The 18,780-nt window shown below is 48.6% G+C and carries 16 protein-coding genes; 2 read left to right on the top strand and 14 right to left on the bottom strand.

Annotation, left to right across the window (positions count from 1 at the left end):
- Positions 1–155 precede the first annotated feature (155 nt).
- Positions 156–764 carry an ATP-dependent Clp endopeptidase proteolytic subunit ClpP gene (clpP, locus tag AC0TWI_RS10875; protein WP_488126373.1) on the top strand — a complete coding sequence of 203 codons (609 nt, stop codon included), beginning with the start codon at positions 156–158 and terminating at the stop codon, positions 762–764.
- Positions 765–906: 142 nt separating this feature from the next.
- Here clpP and whiA read toward each other — a convergent pair whose 3' ends face one another.
- The 10 genes from whiA to hprK form a co-directional block, all read right to left on the bottom strand.
- Positions 907–1,848, bottom strand: a complete 942-nt coding sequence (gene whiA / locus AC0TWI_RS10880; protein WP_488126374.1) for a DNA-binding protein WhiA — start codon at positions 1,846–1,848, stop codon at positions 907–909.
- 121 nt (positions 1,849–1,969) lie between these two features.
- Positions 1,970–2,938 carry a gluconeogenesis factor YvcK family protein gene (locus tag AC0TWI_RS10885; protein WP_488126375.1) on the bottom strand — a complete coding sequence of 323 codons (969 nt, stop codon included), beginning with the start codon at positions 2,936–2,938 and terminating at the stop codon, positions 1,970–1,972.
- On the bottom strand, positions 2,935–3,816 hold the full coding sequence (gene rapZ / locus AC0TWI_RS10890) for an RNase adapter RapZ (RefSeq protein WP_488126376.1): 882 nt from the start codon (positions 3,814–3,816) through the stop codon (positions 2,935–2,937). Before rapZ ends, AC0TWI_RS10885 begins: the two co-directional genes overlap by 4 nt.
- 261 nt (positions 3,817–4,077) lie before the next feature.
- Positions 4,078–5,025, bottom strand: coding sequence for a thioredoxin-disulfide reductase (trxB, locus tag AC0TWI_RS10895; protein WP_488126377.1), 948 nt, complete (start codon positions 5,023–5,025; stop codon positions 4,078–4,080).
- A gap of 170 nt (positions 5,026–5,195) precedes the next feature.
- A complete protein-coding gene (locus AC0TWI_RS10900) occupies positions 5,196–6,707 on the bottom strand; it encodes a tetratricopeptide repeat protein (RefSeq protein ID WP_488126378.1) in 1,512 nt (503 codons plus the stop codon).
- 91 nt (positions 6,708–6,798) lie between these two features.
- Entirely contained in the window at positions 6,799–7,350 is a 552-nt protein-coding gene (locus AC0TWI_RS10905) for an acyltransferase (RefSeq protein WP_488126379.1), read from the bottom strand.
- Positions 7,347–8,000, bottom strand: a complete 654-nt coding sequence (gene ppaX / locus AC0TWI_RS10910) for a pyrophosphatase PpaX (RefSeq protein WP_488126380.1) — start codon at positions 7,998–8,000, stop codon at positions 7,347–7,349. Before ppaX ends, AC0TWI_RS10905 begins: the two co-directional genes overlap by 4 nt.
- Positions 7,997–8,938, bottom strand: a complete 942-nt coding sequence (locus tag AC0TWI_RS10915) for a nucleoside recognition domain-containing protein (protein WP_488126381.1) — start codon at positions 8,936–8,938, stop codon at positions 7,997–7,999. The genes ppaX and AC0TWI_RS10915 overlap by 4 nt, the downstream gene beginning before the upstream one ends.
- Positions 8,939–8,956: 18 nt before the next feature.
- Positions 8,957–9,769 (bottom strand): prolipoprotein diacylglyceryl transferase, encoded by an 813-nt coding sequence (gene lgt, locus AC0TWI_RS10920; RefSeq protein ID WP_488126382.1) that lies wholly within the window; start codon positions 9,767–9,769, stop codon positions 8,957–8,959.
- Between the two features lie 13 nt (positions 9,770–9,782).
- Complete coding sequence (hprK, locus tag AC0TWI_RS10925) at positions 9,783–10,718, bottom strand: HPr(Ser) kinase/phosphatase (protein WP_488126383.1); 936 nt, start codon at positions 10,716–10,718, stop codon at positions 9,783–9,785.
- Between the two features lie 192 nt (positions 10,719–10,910).
- Here hprK and AC0TWI_RS10930 point away from each other — a divergent pair, with 192 nt between their 5' ends.
- The gene (locus AC0TWI_RS10930) at positions 10,911–11,456 is read left to right on the top strand and encodes an N-acetylmuramoyl-L-alanine amidase family protein (protein WP_488126384.1); all 546 of its coding nucleotides are present in this window, start codon (positions 10,911–10,913) and stop codon (positions 11,454–11,456) included.
- Between the two features lie 788 nt (positions 11,457–12,244).
- On the opposite strand, the gene AC0TWI_RS10935 is transcribed toward AC0TWI_RS10930, so the two are convergent.
- From AC0TWI_RS10935 to uvrB, 4 genes are read right to left on the bottom strand one after another with little or no spacing between them, the layout of a single operon-like run.
- A complete protein-coding gene (locus AC0TWI_RS10935) occupies positions 12,245–12,595 on the bottom strand; it encodes a phage holin family protein (protein WP_488126385.1) in 351 nt (116 codons plus the stop codon).
- A 2-nt stretch (positions 12,596–12,597) separates the two neighbouring features.
- Entirely contained in the window at positions 12,598–13,722 is a 1,125-nt protein-coding gene (locus tag AC0TWI_RS10940) for a DUF4097 family beta strand repeat-containing protein (RefSeq protein ID WP_488126386.1), read from the bottom strand.
- Positions 13,723–13,779: 57 nt separating this feature from the next.
- Positions 13,780–16,668 carry an excinuclease ABC subunit UvrA gene (gene uvrA / locus AC0TWI_RS10945; RefSeq protein WP_488126387.1) on the bottom strand — a complete coding sequence of 963 codons (2,889 nt, stop codon included), beginning with the start codon at positions 16,666–16,668 and terminating at the stop codon, positions 13,780–13,782.
- A gap of 7 nt (positions 16,669–16,675) precedes the next feature.
- On the bottom strand, positions 16,676–18,652 hold the full coding sequence (gene uvrB, locus AC0TWI_RS10950) for an excinuclease ABC subunit UvrB (RefSeq protein WP_488126388.1): 1,977 nt from the start codon (positions 18,650–18,652) through the stop codon (positions 16,676–16,678).
- Between the last annotated feature and the right edge of the window lie 128 nt (positions 18,653–18,780).

Below are 18,780 nucleotides of genomic sequence, written 5' to 3' on the forward strand. Positions count from 1 at the left end.
CCATTCAGGATGGATATTATGTAATTGGAACCGTTCTTTTCATACACGAGTTACTTCTTTTGACCTTTACTGACCATCAGTGTATAGTAAGAATACATACCGTTTTAACAGAAAAGGGCCGCTTACGGCCGGATTTTATTGAAGGAGGAGAAAGAATGAATTTAATTCCTACAGTCATTGAACAGACAAACCGTGGTGAACGCGCATATGATATTTACTCACGCCTGCTGAAGGACCGCATCATCATGCTGGGAAGCGCAATTGACGACAACGTCGCTAACTCAATTGTAGCTCAGCTATTATTCCTTGAAGCGGAGAACCCGGAAAAGGACATCTCCATCTACATCAACAGCCCTGGCGGAAGCATCACAGCCGGTATGGCCATCTATGATACAATGCAATTCATCAAGCCTGACGTGCAGACCATTTGTATCGGAATGGCAGCTTCCATGGGATCCTTCCTGCTCACAGCCGGAACGAAAGGGAAGCGCTACGCGTTGCCAAACAGTGAGATCATGATCCATCAGCCGCTCGGAGGAGCACAAGGTCAAGCGACGGAAATCGAAATTGCTGCCAAACGCATTTTGGCGATGCGCGAGAAACTTAACAAAATTTTGGCTGACCGCACCGGACAGCCGCTCGAAGTGATTGAGCACGATACGGATCGCGATAACTTCATGACTGCTGAAAGAGCGAAAGAATACGGTCTGATTGACCATATCATCACTCGCAATGAAGGCATCACGACAAAAGCCGATAAATAAAAACAAGCCGGAGACAGGATTCCATATCCATTGTCTCCGGCTTTTTAATTATACAAATTCGCGGCTACCAGCAACGAATCATTCAGCTAATGATCTGTGAGGAATACAGGCCCAAAACGCCGCAGTCCATCAAAGCTACCCTTTATTGGCCCGCTCCGCCGCGGAGCTTTTCCGCAATCTGATCGATTTTGCGCAGACGGTGGTTAATGCCTGATTTGCTGATCTGGCCGCCTGAGACCATCTCTCCGAGTTCCTTCAAGGTGACATCCTGATGGGCAACCCGAAGCTCTGCGATTTCACGGAGCTTATCAGGCAAAATGTCCAGGCCAACAGATTCCTGGATATAGCGGATGTTCTCCACTTGCCTGAGCGCCGCCCCAATCGTCTTGTTCAAGTTTGCCGTTTCACAGTTCACAAGCCGGTTCACTGAGTTCCGCATATCACGGACGATCCGCACATCCTCAAATCTAAGTAAAGAGTTATGAGCACCGATCACATTAAGAAATTCGGTGATCTTTTCCGCTTCCTTCAAATAAGTGATATAGCCGTTTTTTCTCTCAAGCGTCTTGCTGTTCAATCCGAATGTATTCATCAGTTCGCAGAGAGAGTCGTTATGCTCCTTGTATAAAGAGAAAATTTCCAAATGATAAGAAGAGGTTTCCGGGTTGTTCACCGATCCCCCGGCTAAAAATGCTCCGCGCAGATAAGAACGGCGGCAGCACTTCTTCCCGATCAAGCTCTCTTCTATATCTTGAATGGGCTGCAGTCCGTTCTGCAAAATCCGCAGATCCTGGAGCATCTCCTCCGCCTCTTTTCTCAGCCGGACAATATATACATTGTTCTTTTTCAAGCGCATCTTTTTCCTGACGAGCAGCTCTACTTCTGCATCATACTCTTTCTTCAGCAAAATATAGATCCGCCTGGCGATGGCCGCATTTTCCGTCTGGATATTGACAACCAATTCCCGATTTGAGAATGACAAGGAGCCGTTCATCCGGATTAGCGCGGCTAGTTCCGCCTTTGAACAGCATTCCTTTATCGGCAGATTCGTCAGTTCTTTTTTTGTTTCCGAGGCAAAAGACATCCTCTTCACCCCCATATTCCCATGTTCTACATGAGGTCCGCATGGCTCCGTTGTTATAGAGTCACCATGTTGTATCATACCACAGATGTCTATTGAGGTAAGAATTTTTTATCCCGGAAGCCTATCGGACGGATTCGCGCAGCAATGAATACAAGATGTCTGCCACTTTCTCGGTATTATGCCGGATGAGGCCGTCATCATAGTTAATGATCCCTTCCTGGACAACTTCCAAGCCCATTTTGGACAGGCGCTCAATATCAAACAATACTGGCTGGGCCATCTCCTCTTCGTAGCGGCTGATCACTTCTGTCGGAACCTCCTCGTTATTGACAATGATTGTGTCGACAAACGGACATTCCATATGACGGTACAGCGCTTCAATATGATCGCCGGCTGTAAATCCGAGTGTTTCGCCCGCCTGCGTCATCAAGTTGCAAATGTATACTTTCTTTGCCTTTGCCCGGCACACTGCTTCTCCGAGTCCTGGTACGAGGAGGTTCGGCAATATGCTCGTATACAAGCTGCCGGGACCGATAGCAATTAAGTCGGCTGCCTGAATCGCCTTCAATGCCTCAGGAAGCGGACGAATGTCTTCCGGTGTCAGAAATACCCGTTCAATCCTTTTGCCTGAGAAAGGGATTTTCGATTCACCGGCGACGACTGATCCGTCTTCCATTTCAGCATGCAGGATCACATTCTGATTGGCTGCGGGCAGGACGAGGCCATGGACATTTAGAACCCGGCTCATTTCCCTGACTGCATGCCCGAAATCGCCTGTGATTGAAGTAAGGGCAGCGATGATCAAGTTTCCGAGCGAATGGCCGGACAGTTCATTCCCGGTGTCAAAACGGTGCTGGAACATCTCCTCGACAAGCGGCTCGACATCCGACAAGGCAGCCATAACATTCCGGATATCCCCTGGTGGAGGAATTTCCATTTCACTTCTGATCCGGCCGGAACTGCCGCCATCATCCGCCACCGTGACGATGGCTGTAATATCGATCGGCAGCCTTTTCAGCCCCCTCAGCAAAACAGGCAAGCCGGTGCCTCCGCCAATTACCACTATTTTTGGATCATTGTTGTTGGTCATGATGTTTTTCCCTTTCTTTTCTCCATATCGCGGTGAGTTACGCTGACTGTATAATCCTTTTCAAAGAAGTGGCCGATATGTTCTGCGAGCGCAACGGAACGATGCTGGCCGCCGGTACAGCCGATGGCAATCACAAGCTGGCTCTTTCCTTCGCGCTTATAGAGCGGGAGCATGAAGGTCAGCAGGTCAAGCGTTTTTGCGAGAAACTTCTGTGTATCATTCCACTTCAGCACATAATTGGCGACCTCCTGATCCTTCCCGGTCTGCGGTCTCATATGCTCAATATAGTGAGGGTTTGGCAAAAAGCGGACATCGAATACGAGGTCTGCGTCAATCGGGATACCATATTTAAAGCCAAAAGACATGACGTTGACCGAAAACATCGATTGCTTGTCAGCAGAAAACTCCTGTAGGATCTTCTCGCGCAATTCTCTCGGCTGCATATTAGAAGTATTGTAGATGATTTGCGCTCTGCCTTTCAGGTCTTCCAATAAGGAGCGCTCTTGCATGATCCCTTCCAGCGGCAGCCCGGATGGTGCCAGCGGATGGGAGCGGCGCGTCTCTTTATAGCGACGGACAAGTGCAGCATCGTCTGCATCTAGAAATACAATCTTCGGCGTTACCCATTGTGACAGCGACAGATCATCCAGCGCTCTAAGCAATGTATCGAAAAACTCGCGTCCCCTCAAATCCATTACTAGTGCGACTTTATCCATCTTGCCGCCCGATTCACGCATCAGTTCCAAAAACTTCGGCATCAGGGCCGGGGGCAAATTGTCCACGCAGAAAAAGCCAAGATCCTCAAAACTATGAATTGCGACTGTTTTTCCTGCGCCGGACATGCCGGTGATAATTACCAATTGAACATCGTCACTCATCGTTCCACCCCAGTTCTCTATTCTTCTTCCTCCATTATACTACTTTTCTTGGTTTCTTGAACGGCCTTGCGCCCTGCTTCATGGAACATCCCAATATCCGGAAACAAAAAAATAGCACAGGAAGAATCCTGTGCTCAATGAAAGGGATATTGTATAAAAAGGGGGTCAATATCTCATGTTTCTACTGTACCCGAAAAACATTTCACCGCTGTTACAAACTGGTTAAAAGGCGGTAACTAAATGTATCGTTTCTGTTAAGCATTATTTTAAATGCAATTTTTCTTTTAAATCTTCTACGTAGGCCTGGGCACTTTGAGCTGCAATGCTGCCGTCGCCTGTAGCAGTGACGATTTGTCGCAGCATCTTTTCGCGTACATCCCCTGCTGCAAAAATGCCCGGTACTTTTGTATTCATGTCTTCATCTGTTTCAATATATCCGGCTGCGTTCAAGATGCCAAGATTTTTGAACGGCTCTGTCAATGGATCCATTCCGATGTAAATGAACACACCGTCCGCCGGATACTCACGTTCTGAGCCGTCTTTCGTGGAGATGAGCGTAACCGAACCGACTTTTCCGTCTTTGCCGTTAATTTCTTTTACTGTATGGCTCCAAATGAATTCAACTTTATCATTGGAAAAAGCCCGGTCCTGAAGGATTTTTTGGGCGCGAAGCTCGTCACGGCGATGGACGATTGTCACTTTGCTCGCGAAGCGGGTCAAAAATACTCCCTCTTCTACTGCTGAGTCTCCTCCGCCAACAACAACAAGCTCTTTCTCTTTAAAGAATGCGCCGTCACAAACTGCGCAATACGATACGCCGCGGCCTGCAAGATCCTCTTCTCCAGGTACGCCCATTTTCCGGTATTCCGCACCTGTCGTGATGATTACAGCGCGCGCTTTATATTCCTTAGAGCCTGCCTTGATAGTCTTATACTCTTCACCGTCAATCACTTCTTTTATATCGCCGTACGCATACTCAGCACCGAACTTCTTGGCATGATCGAACATTTTCGTTGAGAGGTCTGGTCCGAGAATATTATCAAATCCAGGATAGTTCTCTACATCTTCCGTATTTGCCATTTGTCCGCCCGGTACACCGCGCTCAATCATCAACGTGGACAAGTTGGCACGGGAAGCGTAGACCGCCGCTGTCATGCCGGCAGGACCTGCGCCGATGATGATGACGTCATAAATTTTTTCCTCTGACATGTATGGACACTCCTTTTATAGTAGAGAGGCACCTAAACATAGATACCTCCTGCTTGTTGTACTCACTTTCCTCTATCGTAAACCTTGGTTTCCATTGCGTCCAAAGATATGCTCCACTTGGACTGGGCGTTCAAAACTGAGCGGCACAAAATTAACAAATGGACGCCGTCTTATACCATATACCCTTCCAGCATACGAATATACTTTCTTAATGTCGCCGGCGATATGCCAAATTGGCTTGAGACTTCGGTTTTCGTCTGAGTGTCTCCAGCCATGCTCATCCATACATATTCCACTGCAGCCGCAATGGCATTGGCATTCACAAACTTCTCCCCTGCCCGGCAAGCTTCAATAAAGGCGGAAAACCAATTGACAATCATCATGCGAGCCACGGCTGCCTGGTCTTTATGGCGTTCATACAAGATCAGAGCCGTCTCATGCGCAGCTTCAATCAAGCCATCCGGGTCCAGCTTTTTCTGATTGTCCGACTGAATCACTTTTGCGAGATAGAGTTTCTCCGTAAGAGAAAATTCATCAATTGATTTAAATTGCTCATGGGTCAGCAGCTCCTGAATACGGTCAGATACGGAAATAAGGAACAGACTGTAAAGCCGTTCTTCAAGTTTCTCGCTCCGAAGAAGCTTCATGATGGTCATGTCTTCTTCGCTGCTAGTGTCCTGCTCTTCCTGTTCGCTCCAAGGGGCACGGTTCGCCTTTTCGGGGTTCAGGGCAGAAAGCCGTTTCCAGGCATTTTGCGCCACGTTTTTATGCCCTGTATGGTAGGCGGATTTCGCCAGCCAGTAATAAAATCCCTCGTCTTCTTCATACCCTGAGCGCTGGATTTGTCTCAGCCAAGCATACGCCTTCTCGTAGTTTTCCGTCAGGGCAAACGTCGCCCCTAATTTATACCTATGCTCAAAGAGGATTGGCTGTACTTTATCAAGTGCGGCAAGGAGTTCCTCAAGCTTTTGCGTCTCTTGTTCATAGTAATAAAAGATGGCCAGGTTGCAGAGCGCATGCAAATTTCCCGGATTTCTGTCGAGCACTTTTTCCAGCACGCCTGCAGCTTTCCCGGTGTCACCCTCATAGAAATAAGCGAGAGACAGATTATTGTATGCCGGCCAGAACTCCGGAAATTCAATGATCGTCTCTTCCAGTAATTCAACAGCATTGGTAAAATTCCCACTCTCCAGCAATGCCTTCGCCTTTTCCTGCATGTCTATCATGCCCTCTTGCTCCTCCAATGACTCCAGCTCTTCCTTTTCGCTGATGCCGATCACTTCCAGGAGCTCTTGCGCATCTTCGGTAAACTCGCCGATATGGTCTTTTTCAAGATAAAGCGTTGCATGCTTATATGCTTCGGAAAACAAGCCTAAATAGGCATAGTTATTGGCGATAAAAAAATGGCACTCTGTCATCCTTTCATCGAGTTGCTCGGTAATCATCAGCAACAGCCTGTTTGATTCCTCGTATTCTCCCGATTCAGTATGGACAAGAGCGAGCTGGCAGGCGATCATCGGCTCAAGCGGCTCAAGCTCCAACGCTCTTTTTAAATACTTTTTTGCTTTATTTAAATCAAAGCGGTCATACGCATTGATTCCTTTATGAAAATAATATTCTCCAGTTGGTACGAAGGAAAATACTTTAGCTTTCTCATTTCTTGCTTTTGAGTCTTTAACCATCTGGGCATCCTCCGTTGTCCTCATCCATTGTCACTTTAAAGAGTATAGCACACTCCTCAGCCCATTTGAACACGCGAAAAACCCGCATCAATTAAGATACGGGTTCCTTGCCGCCCTTTCTGCCATAGATCGGGTCGTCGGCCCACCTTGCCGCCAATTCCTCTTTCGTGTATATGATCCGCATCGGGTTACCGCCGACAAATGAGCCTTCCGGGACATCCTTATGGACGAGTGTACCCGCTGAGACGATGGAACAGCTGCCGATCCGGACGCCGGGCAATATTGTCGTATTGGCACCGATCATCACTTCGTCGCCGATTTCAACACGGCCAAGACGGTATTCCTCTATAAGATATTCGTGAGCCAGAATTGTCGTATTATAGCCGATAACAGTATTTCTCCCAACGCTGATTTTTTCTGGGAACATCACATCAAGCATGACCATCAGCGCAAAAGAGGACTGCTCACCGATTTCCATTTTCAGAAAAACGCGGTACATCCAAGCTTTCAGTCCTAAAAACGGCGTATAGCGGGCCATCTGGATGACGATGAAATTTTTCACGACTTTCCAGAACGGCACCGTTTCGTATACATGCCATAGGGAATTGGCGCCTGAGACAGGAAAGCGCTCCGTCCTTCTCACTTTCCGCCGACTCCGACGATATCAAGTAAATCGGGCATTTTTTCAAGGATGAAATCGGGTTCGAATGTCTCGAGGTATTCTCTCCCTTTCAGTGACCAGGCCACGCCGCAAGTATAGGTTCCGGCATTTTTTCCGCCCAGCATATCATGCATGCTGTCACCGACCATGACTGCCTCTTCCGGTTTCGAACCTAGCGCATCCAGCGCCTTCATCAGTGGCTCCGGATCCGGCTTGGCATGTTCCACTTCATCCAAAGTGATGACGACATCGAAAAACTGTGCCAGGTTGGTCAGTTCAAGCCCTTTTAAAACAACCGATCGGATCTTCGTTGAAACGATGGCAAGCTTATAGCCGTTTTGATCCAGATTTTGCACCGTTTCAAACACTCCCTCAAATTCCTTTACGAGGAGATCATGCTGCTCATAATTAAATTTCCGGTAGATTTCCACCATCTCTTCCACCCGGTCGGGATCAATGCTGCCAAATGTTTCATGGAGTGTCGGTCCCATGAACGGGGTGATATCCTCCCGTTTGTAACGGCCTGGGTAATATTGGCCGAGCGTGTGCAAAAACGACTGGACAATCAATTCATTTGTATCAACAAGTGTTCCGTCCAAGTCAAATAATATTGTAGTAATCGGTTGGTTCATGAGGCTACATTCCTTTCTTTTGCAAAATCAGCTCGCCTCCAGAGAAGCGAGACGAGTAACGTGACGCCGACTGCGGTCATGAGGCGAATAAGCAGAAGCGGCCATACCGGGATTCCGAGCGGAACAAATATCAGCGTATCCTCGATAACTGCGTGGCAGCCTACGAGAAAAATAACAGCCAATGTGGCGTCTTTTTTGCTGACTCCGTCTTCTTTCACCGCTTGAATCATAACCCCCGCACCGTACGCGAGCCCAAACACGAGACCCGCGGCCATCGTAGTCGAAGTATTTTCCTTCATTCCGAGCAGCCTGGTAAATGGCGACATCCAGCGCGAAAAGACATCAATCCATTTGTAATCCTTTAAAAACTGAATCCCGACCATGAGCGGGATGACAATCAGCGCAAGCTGAGCTACCCCGAGAAATGCTTTTTTCAGGGCGAGCATGAGAATGGGAATCGCTCCTGCAGTGAGCTCTTCTTCGGCTGCGATTACACCGTACTGGGCAATTTCCCCGCCTCCTTGCCAGACCAGGTTCACCACGACTGCCGCTATCAGCGCCAAGCCTAACCGGACCGCCAAAACGAGCCGGATTTTCACTCCGACCTTCGCCGCGACCGCTGATTCAATAAACAAATTATGCGCAACCGACATCATCAAAGCGATGATGAAAACTTCTTTTACCGTTAATTCCAAAGACAAAATACCGGCGATGCCTGCATACAAATTGAGCACATTCCCCAATACAAGCGGAATGGCCGCGTCTCCGGATAAACCGATCAGCTTCATTGCCGGTGCGATAAATTCTATCAGCCACGGCAGGACAGGAGTGTGCTGAAGAATGACAATGGCAAGTGTGACCGGAAAAATGATTTTGCCTAATGTCCACGTTGTCCGTAATCCCGTAACGCCGCCATTTTTTATGGTTGATTGCCACATGCGCATTCTCTCCTGATTTTATAATTCGTCATATCTCTTGTTGGCCATACCTGTTTTCTTCCGGTAAATCCAGATTACGATTGCCACCGCCATCAGGAACAGGGAAATCACCTGGGCAATCCGCAAGCTGCTCGTCAGCATGAGGCTGTCCGTTCGCATTCCCTCAATGAAAAAGCGGCCGAACGAATACCAGATGACATAGGAAAGAAACATTTCCCCGCGACGCAAATTTACTTTTCGAAGCAGTATGAGAATAACAAAGCCTGCCAAATTCCAAACAGACTCATATAAAAAAGTCGGATGATAATACGCGCCGTTTATGTACATTTGGTCTACTAGCCATTTCGGCAAATGCAAGTTTTCCAAAAAGCCCCTTGTCACTTCTCCTCCATGAGCTTCCTGATTCATGAAATTGCCCCAGCGGCCAATTCCCTGGGCAAGGATAAGGCTTGGCGCTGCAATATCGGCGATTTTCCAGAACGATACGCCTTTGGATTTTGCATAAATCGCCGCGGTAATGACAGCGCCGATCAATGCACCGTGAATCGCAATTCCGCCTTCCCATATCTTAATGATGTCGCCCGGATGCTGGGAATAGTAGTCCCATTGGAAGAGCACATAATAAATACGTGCGCTGAGAATCGCAATCGGGATGGCCCAGATCATTAAGTCCGGAAATATGTCCTTGTTCAGCCCGAGTTTCTCACTTTCTCTTATGGCGAGCCAAAGAGCAAGAGCAATTCCGAAGCCGATGATCAGCCCGTACCAGTGGACTTGAAGCGGTCCGAGCTTAAAGGCGATCGGATTAAGCGGCTGGATCATACTTACCATTTAAAAACCTCCTTTACTGTTCATCATTGCTGCCTTCTTGGATCACTTGCGAAAGCCGGTCGGTGAATTGCTCAGCTGCATTAACCCCCATCTTTTTCAGACGGAAGTTCATTGCAGCCACTTCGATGATGACAGCCAGGTTACGGCCCGGACGGACGGGTACCGTCAGCCTGGTGATTTCCGTGTCGATGATTTTCATCTTTTCCTCATCGAGGCCCAACCGATCGTAATGCTTGTCCGCATCCCATAGCTCCAGATGGATGGCAAGTGAAATCCGTTTATGCGTCCTGACAGCACCCGCGCCAAATAGCGTCATCACATTGATGATGCCGAGCCCTCTGATTTCCAGCATATGTTCCAGCAGGTCAGGAGCAGTGCCGACGAGGCTGTCCATGTCCACTTGGCGGATTTCTACACAATCATCAGCAATCAGGCGGTGTCCCCGCTCCACAAGCGCCAATGCTGTTTCACTTTTTCCCACTCCAGACTGACCGGTAATAAGCACACCGACGCCGAAAATTTCTACAAGCACACCGTGAACCGCCGTTGTCGGTGCCAGCCGGCTCTCCAGGTAATATGTAAGGCGGCTTGAAAACCCTGTCGTTTTCATCGGTGTCCGCATGACCGGGACCGAATTGCGTTCTGCCGCTTCAATTAGTTCAGCTGGAACATCCAGCCCCCTGGAAATGATAATACCTGGTGTAATGTCCTCACAGAGCCTTTCCATTCTCTCTCTCCGCTCGCTCTGCAGCAGGCGTTCGCTGAATTTGATTTCCGTTCTGCCAAGCAGCTGAATCCGCTCTGCAGGATAATAATTAAAAAATCCGGCAATTTCCAAGCCAGGCCTGGAAATATCGCTCGTTATGATCGGACGGTGAATCCCCTCTTCTCCGCTGATCAGCTCAAGGTTAAATTCCTTGATAATGTCTTCCGTCTTCACCTTTGCCAAGAGAATCACTCCTTATCCAGCCGGATTTTCACAGATAACCGGCTTTCAACTCATTTTTCTATTTTAGCATTTCTGCGACTAAAGGGAAACGGCGCATTCCGGGATAATCGGCAAATCGGTGAAAGGAAGGGTGACCTTTTTTAAAACGCTCTGCTATGTGGTAAATGATTGAAAAGAGAGGGAGGAAGCGTAATGATCATTGTACTTGATGCTGGCCATGGTCCTGAAACGCCCGGCAAGCGAAGTCCAGCCGGGATGAGGGAGTTTTCTTTCAATGAAGCGGTTGCTAAGGGAGTGGGTGCACGGTTGGCAAAAAGGCCGGGTGTGTCTGTCCGCTACACGCATGCAGCTGACAAAGATGTCCCGCTTGCTGAACGCACAAGACTTGCGAACAGGATCGGCGCAGACTGTTTCATTTCCATCCATGCCAATGCATTCGGGGCTGGATGGAACTCGGCTGAAGGGATTGAAACATATATCCATCAAAGCAGGCCGCATGATGCATTGAACCTGGCAAAGCGAATTCAGCAAAGACTGATCGAGATGACAAAAAGAAAAGACAGAGGTGTAAAAACCGCAGACTTCTATGTGCTTCGCGCAACAAAAATGACAGCTGTCCTCATTGAATGCGGATTTATGACAAACAAGCAGGAAGCGGCACTGCTTGCATCCGCTCCCTACCGTCAGCAATGCGCCGATGCAATCGCTTTAGCTATCATCTCGCATTACGGGTTATAACAAAAAAGAACAGGGCAGTCCTGAAAGTCAGTGAAAACCGACCTTTCTGTGACAGCCCTATTTCTTTGTTATGCAAAACCAATTCGCGGTGTCTGTTGCTTTTCGTACCGGGGCACGCTTTCCGCAGGCATGGCTTGAGCCTCCTCAGACGCTTCGCGCCTTCCTCAAGGCCCATGCTATTCCCACAGGACCCAGAAATAGCTTCTACGAATGAGCAGCTCACGAAGGAAAGGCAGAGCCTTTTCGAGGAGTCGGCCCCTGCACTCCATGCAGCGGCCCAGGCAATCGGACGGAAAATGCTCAGCCTTCCAATAGAATAAACTGAAAACATCACTCCCTTTTAGGGAATTGAAAAATACTCCACCACATTCAACCCTTTGTTCCGGGGATTCAGTGTTACCGAATAGGCTTTGCTCTTGGCCACTTCCTTGTAGCAGGCTTCCTGAGCGGGCAGACCTTGCACTTTTCGATATTAAAATAGAACGTCCACGTTTGGTCTCCAGCCTTGTCCTTCCTTTGTGAAATGCTTGTAGCTGTAGATAGTTCTAGGTCCTTCGGATTAAAACTCGATTGGTGAGACCCCGGGGGAGCGTCCTCCTCGACACAGATCCACAGGTTCAAAGCAAAAAAACGAGACTGGGAATCACTCCCCTTCTCGTTTTTTCGGTTCCAGTATGGACTTTTCAGTAGTCTCGGTAAATTGGTCCAGTCTCTTCTACTTTTTTTGTGAGTTATTGGACGACCACCGTTTTATTCATAGATATACAGAGCGTCATGACGCTTCATGTCTATTTTTTCGGGTCTAATATCGTTTTCTGGATGATCAGGTTCACGAATGACATAAGCAGCGCAATCAGAAATGTCAGTCCGAAGCCGTCAATCGTAAAACTGTCACCCATGATTGAGTCAGTCATCATCAACGTCAGCGCATTGATGACGAACAGGAAAAGTCCGAATGAGAGAATGGTCACCGGAAATGTAAGAACAATCAAGATCGGCCGGACAATCATGTTCAAGATGGAAAGTACGATGCTCGCACCGATCGCAGCACCAAATCCTGAAACTTCAACACCATCAAAATAACCGGCAAAAGCAAGAAAGAGCACAGCGTTGATCAAGACGCCAATCAGCCATCTCATGTTCAGTCAGCCTTTGAAATGGTCACGGTACCGGTCTTTGTATCCGCAAGCAGATGAAGCGTCTTTTCCGTGCTGCCAGTCCGCTTAAATGTCACTTGTTTTTGAATCAATTCCTTTTTCTCATGAAGGATGTTGATTTCTTCAAGTTCAAGCTTGTAGCTGCCGAGATTGGAGCGGATGTCGCCATCGATTGCCGCCGTTTCCTGGACAGCGACAGCAATATTGCCAGTCACCGCCTTGGCTTCGACCTTATATGCGGAATCATCCTCAAGCTTGCAAGAAATGTTTCCATTGAAAGATTGCAGTTCCGCTGCATGGATTTTACCCGACACATCAATCGCCCCGTTTACTGTCTCCGCTTCAAGACGATCTGAGTGCGAGTCACTCAGCGAAATTTGGCCATTGACTGTCTCAATGTCAAAATGTTCACCGGAAAGTCTGGATCCCTCCACCTTTCCATTCGACGTCTTGACAGACAATTGGCTGCAATCAAAACCTTCGATTGTGATGCCGCCATTAAAAATCCTAGCAGCAATCTTCCGGTATTGTTTGGCCGGTACATGAATGACCGCGTCGACTTTCATCCATTTGGATTGGGTGCCAAAGTGAAGGAAGCCGTTTGAAACTTTGAAAATCGTGTTGTCCAAAAAATATGTCCTTGCTGCATCCACATCTTCAGAGCGGTATACTTTTGCCTGGCATTCGACCCTTACTTCATCCTGTTCCCAAGAAACAAGACGGACCGGACCGTTGGCCACATCGATCTCAATTCTGTCGATCTCTTCCGCGCTTTGCTGGAAGACATGGGTCACATCAATCGACTGTGTGAATTGCAAATCCATATTTTTGATCTTCTTGAATGCCTGATTGACAAAGTCATAAATTTTTTCTCCAGCATTCTCAAACTGAGAATAAATATCGTCATCCTTTTTCTTTGACGAGCCTTGGCTTTCGCCGGTGTTTTGGCTGCCTTGTGAACGATCGGCTTCTTCCCTCACTGCCGGCACAGCCGGCTGCACCTCGCCGCCGCTCTTACCCTCCAACGCCTCCAAAAGGATGATCGCTTCCTGGGCGCTCAGCTTTCCTGATTGAACCATCTCAAGAATTTTCTTTCGTTCATTATTCATATCGGTTCCTCCTTTTCCTTCGCTATCATGGTATACGATTGGAACCCATAATAGGTTTCACTCGATTGAGGAGCCGGTTGAGGCCGCCTCATGCTGGCGGATCCGTTCTTTCATTCTTTGGCGGTCCCGTTCAAGAATTGGCTTGAGGTAACGGCCTGTATAGCTTTCCGGGACGGCAGCTACCTGTTCCGGTGTCCCTTTTGCGACAATGGTTCCACCTTTATCCCCGCCCTCCGGACCGAGATCGACGATATAATCGGCTGTCTTGATTACATCGAGATTATGTTCAATCACGAGTACGGTATCGCCGTTTTCCACGAGCCGCTGCAAAACATCCAGCAGCCGGCTAATATCGTCGGCATGAAGTCCCGTTGTCGGTTCATCGAGAATATAAAGCGTACGTCCATTGCTGCGGCGGTGCAGTTCGGAGGCAAGTTTCACACGCTGTGCTTCTCCACCCGACAATGTCGTCGCCGGCTGGCCCATTTTGACGTATCCGAGCCCCACATCGGCAATGGTCTGCAGCTTCCTGCGGATTTTGGGGATGTTCTCAAAGAACTCCAATGCATCTTCGATTGTCATATCGAGCACATCCGCAATATTTTTCCCTTTATATTTTACTTCGAGTGTTTCACGGTTATACCTTTTTCCGTGACAGACCTCACAAGGCACATAAACATCCGGCAAAAAATGCATCTCGATTTTGATGATGCCGTCGCCCCGGCACGCTTCACACCTTCCGCCCTTGACGTTAAAACTGAAGCGTCCTTTTTTGTATCCCCGTACCTTCGCCTCATTGGTGGACGCGAAAATATCGCGGATGTCATCAAATACGCCTGTATATGTGGCAGGATTCGATCTCGGCGTCCTTCCGATCGGCGACTGGTCGATGTCGATGACTTTCTCGAGATGCTCGATCCCTTTTATTTCTTTAAAAGCACCCGGCTTTGCCTTTGCTCTCTGCAGCTTCTGGGCGAGTGCTTTTTGCATCACTTCATTGACGAGCGTCGATTTTCCAGAGCCTGAAACACCGGTGACAGCAACAAATGTCCCGAGCGGGAACTTGGCATTGACATTCTTCAGGTTGTTTTCCTTTGCACCTTTGATTTCCAGGTACCTTCCGTCAGGTTTCCTTCGTTCGGCAGGCAGCGGGATGAATTTCTTCCCTGATAAATATTGGCCTGTAAGCGACGCAGGGTCATCCATCACTTCCTGTGGAGTACCGAGAGAAACGATTTCCCCGCCATGAACGCCCGCGCCTGGCCCGATATCTATCAAATAATCCGCCGCTAGCATCGTATCCTCGTCATGTTCAACAACAATCAAAGTGTTTCCGATATTCCGCATGTTTTTCAGGGTATCGATCAGCCTGTCATTGTCCCGCTGATGGAGGCCGATAGACGGCTCATCCAATATATAAAGCACACCCGTCAGGCGGGAGCCGATCTGGGTTGCGAGCCGGATCCTCTGGGCCTCTCCGCCCGACAACGTACCGGCAGCGCGGCTTAAAGTCAGATAATCAAGGCCGACATTAACAAGGAAACCGAGACGCTCGTTAATCTCCCTCAAAATCAGGTTGGCAATCTGCATCTCCTTCTCTGTCAATTCAAGACCATTGAAAAATTGTTCGGCTTCAGTAACAGAAAAATTTGTTGTTTCACTGATATGCTTTCCATTAATTTTGACAGCGAGGCTCTCTTCTTTTAAGCGGTAGCCGCGGCAACGCGGGCATGGCTGTTCCGCCATGTACTTTTCCATCTGTTCACGTACATAGTCGGAACTCGTTTCCCGATAGCGGCGCTCGACATTTTGCAGTACACCCTCAAAGCGGATTTTGCTGTCACGCACTTGTCCAAATTCATTCCGGTACCGAAAATGAATCAGTTCTCCGCTTGAGCCGTAGAGAATTTTATCCATATCATTTTTCGGCAGGTCCTTTACAGGTGTGTCCATCGAAATGCCGTAATGCTTGCAGACGGTTTTCAGCAGCTGCGGATAATATTGAGAACTCACTGGTGTCCATGGAACAATCGCATTTTCGTTCAGCGACAAATTCCAGTCTGGAATAACAAGCTCCGGGTCGACTTCAAGCTTTGAACCCAACCCGTCACATTCAGGGCACGCGCCGAAAGGGCTGTTGAAGGAGAACATCCGCGGCTCCAGCTTATCAATTGAAAAGCCGCACTCCGGGCACGCATGCCGTTCGCTGAACAGCAATTCTTCCTCTCCGATTACATCGATGATCACCTTACCGTCGCCGAGGCCGAGTGCCGTTTCAAGGGAATCAGCAAGCCTGGCCTCGGTACCCTCTTTCACAACGATCCTGTCAACAACGACTTCGATCGAGTGTTTTTTATTTTTCTCAAGGTTGATCTCTTCACTAAGATCAAGCATCTCGCCATCAACCCGGACACGGACAAAGCCTTGTTTCTTAATGTCTTCCAGCACTTTCACATGTGCGCCTTTGCGACCCGAAATGATCGGAGCAAGCACCTGCAGCTTCGTCCGCTCAGGATAAATCATAATACGGTCGACCATTTGCTCGATCGTCTGTGATGAGATCTCAATCCCATGCACAGGACAGATTGGCCGGCCGACTCTGGCATACAGCAGGCGAAGGTAATCGTATATCTCCGTTACCGTCCCGACTGTCGAGCGCGGATTTCTGCTCGTCGTTTTCTGGTCAATCGAAATAGCTGGGGACAACCCCTCAATCTTATCAACATCCGGCTTATCCATCTGTCCCAGGAACTGACGGGCATAAGCGGACAAGGATTCAACGTACCTTCTTTGCCCTTCCGCATAAATGGTGTCAAAGGCAAGCGAGGATTTCCCCGAACCGGACAGCCCTGTCAGTACAACAAGCTTGTCGCGCGGAATGGTTACATCAATATTTTTCAGATTATGGGCTCTTGCGCCCTGAACAACGATCTTTTCCATAGCCATAGATTGTTCATCCTTCCGCTTTCATCTCCAAAATGGCATCACGGAGCTGGGCAGCCCGCTCAAAATCAAGCGCTTTGGCCGCATCTTTCATCTCCTTCTCCATTGTGGCAAGCAGTTTCTCTTTTTCTTTCTTTGTCAGCTTTTTCTTTGTTTGTACGCTGTAGTCTTCGGTTTCCTCTGCTGCGACGGTTGCACGGATGACATCCCTGACTTCCTTCTGGATTGTCATCGGCGTGATGCCGTGTTCCTCATTGTATGCTTTTTGCACCATCCGCCGCCTCTTCGTTTCACTGATCGCCTTCTCCATCGAGTCCGTCATTTTGTCTGCATACATAATGACATGCCCGTTCGAGTTCCGGGCGGCGCGTCCAATTGTCTGGATCAGTGAGCGCTCGGACCGGAGGAAGCCTTCTTTATCGGCATCCAGGATGGCGACAAGCGACACTTCCGGAATGTCGAGCCCTTCCCGGAGCAAGTTGATCCCCACGAGCACATCGTATTTTCCGAGTCGGAGGTCGCGGATAATCTCGATCCGTTCCAACGTTTTGATTTCCGAGTGCAAGTATTGAACTTTTACCCCAATCTCCTTCAAGTAATCCGTCAGGTCTTCGGACATCTTCTTCGTCAATGTCGTGATGAGCACCCGCTCGTTTTTCGCTGTCCGTTCCGATATCTCGCCGATGAGGTCATCAATCTGCCCCTCAATCGGACGGACATCGATAGTAGGATCGAGCAACCCTGTCGGACGGATGATCTGCTCCACCATGTTCGGCGTATGCTCAAGCTCAAAAGGTCCCGGCGTAGCGGAGACAAAAATGATCTGATTGATATGCTTCTCGAACTCATCGAACTTAAGCGGCCGGTTATCAAGGGCTGACGGAAGACGGAAGCCATGATCAACGAGCACCTGCTTGCGCGCCTGGTCCCCGTTGTACATGCCGCGGATCTGCGGAAGCGTAACATGCGATTCGTCAATGACAATCTGGAAGTCGTCTGGGAAATAATCGAGCAGTGTATACGGAGTGGCGCCCGCTTCCCTCAATGTCAGATGGCGGGAGTAATTCTCGATCCCTGAACAGAACCCCATTTCCCTCATCATTTCCAAGTCGTACCGTGTTCTTTGCTCAAGGCGCTGCGCTTCAAGCAGCTTGTCGTTATCGCGGAGCTCTTTCAGTCTTTCTTCAAGCTCTATCTCTATGTTGTCAATCGCAATTCGCAATTTATCTTCGCGGGTAACGAAGTGGGACGCCGGGAAGATGGCGACATGATCGCGGTCCCCGATGATTTCGCCGGTCAGTGCATCAACTTCCCGGATCCGGTCGATTTCATCACCAAAAAATTCGATCCTGATACAATGCTCATCCCGGGAAACCGGAAAGATTTCTACTACATCGCCGCGGACCCGGAATGTCCCGCGCTGAAAGTCGATGTCATTTCGCGCATACTGGATGTCCACCATTTTCCTTAGCAATTGGTTCCGCTCCATTTCCATTCCTGTCCGGAGCGAGACAACGAGCTCTCGGTACTCTTCCGGGGAACCGAGACCGTAAATGCAGGAGACACTGGCGATGATCAGAACATCGCGCCGCTCAAAAAGCGACGATGTGGCCGAGTGACGGAGCTTATCAATTTCATCATTGATACTGGCATCCTTCTCGATATACGTATCTGTCTGCGGCACATAGGCTTCAGGCTGGTAATAATCGTAGTAGCTGACAAAGTATTCGACCGCATTGTTCGGGAAAAACTCCTTGAATTCACTGTACAGCTGGCCGGCCAACGTTTTGTTATGTGCGATGACAAGCGTCGGTTTGTTTATTTCCTTAATCACATTCGAAACAGTAAACGTTTTTCCGGTACCTGTTGCTCCGAGCAAAGTTTGATACTTCTCACCTTTATTCAGGCCAGCAACGAGACGGTCGATCGCTTTCGGCTGGTCGCCTGAAGGTGTATACTTCGAAAAAATTTGGAACTGGTTTTTCACAGTGCAATCCCCCTTCATCATCAACGATTGCTAACAACGATATAAATCTATATAAAATGGCTTTGACCCCATTATGATCCATTCTTCTTCAAGAATTACATATATTCTTATTTTACCACAACGCCAGG

This window comes from Lederbergia sp. B243.17 (genome assembly GCF_057657925.1).

Bases quoted from the DNA above. Each gene is read 5' to 3' on its own strand.
- clpP (WP_488126373.1), top strand. From the start codon at position 156: ATGAATTTAATTCCTACAGTCATTGAACAGACAAACCGTGGTGAACGC.
- whiA (WP_488126374.1), bottom strand. From the start codon at position 1,848: ATGTCTTTTGCCTCGGAAACAAAAAAAGAACTGACGAATCTGCCGATA.
- AC0TWI_RS10885 (WP_488126375.1), bottom strand. From the start codon at position 2,938: ATGACCAACAACAATGATCCAAAAATAGTGGTAATTGGCGGAGGCACC.
- rapZ (WP_488126376.1), bottom strand. From the start codon at position 3,816: ATGAGTGACGATGTTCAATTGGTAATTATCACCGGCATGTCCGGCGCA.
- trxB (WP_488126377.1), bottom strand. From the start codon at position 5,025: ATGTCAGAGGAAAAAATTTATGACGTCATCATCATCGGCGCAGGTCCT.
- AC0TWI_RS10900 (WP_488126378.1), bottom strand. From the start codon at position 6,707: ATGGTTAAAGACTCAAAAGCAAGAAATGAGAAAGCTAAAGTATTTTCC.
- ppaX (WP_488126380.1), bottom strand. From the start codon at position 8,000: ATGAACCAACCGATTACTACAATATTATTTGACTTGGACGGAACACTT.
- AC0TWI_RS10915 (WP_488126381.1), bottom strand. From the start codon at position 8,938: ATGTGGCAATCAACCATAAAAAATGGCGGCGTTACGGGATTACGGACA.
- lgt (WP_488126382.1), bottom strand. From the start codon at position 9,769: ATGGTAAGTATGATCCAGCCGCTTAATCCGATCGCCTTTAAGCTCGGA.
- AC0TWI_RS10930 (WP_488126384.1), top strand. From the start codon at position 10,911: ATGATCATTGTACTTGATGCTGGCCATGGTCCTGAAACGCCCGGCAAG.
- AC0TWI_RS10935 (WP_488126385.1), bottom strand. From the start codon at position 12,595: ATGAGATGGCTGATTGGCGTCTTGATCAACGCTGTGCTCTTTCTTGCT.
- AC0TWI_RS10940 (WP_488126386.1), bottom strand. From the start codon at position 13,722: ATGAATAATGAACGAAAGAAAATTCTTGAGATGGTTCAATCAGGAAAG.
- uvrA (WP_488126387.1), bottom strand. From the start codon at position 16,668: ATGGCTATGGAAAAGATCGTTGTTCAGGGCGCAAGAGCCCATAATCTG.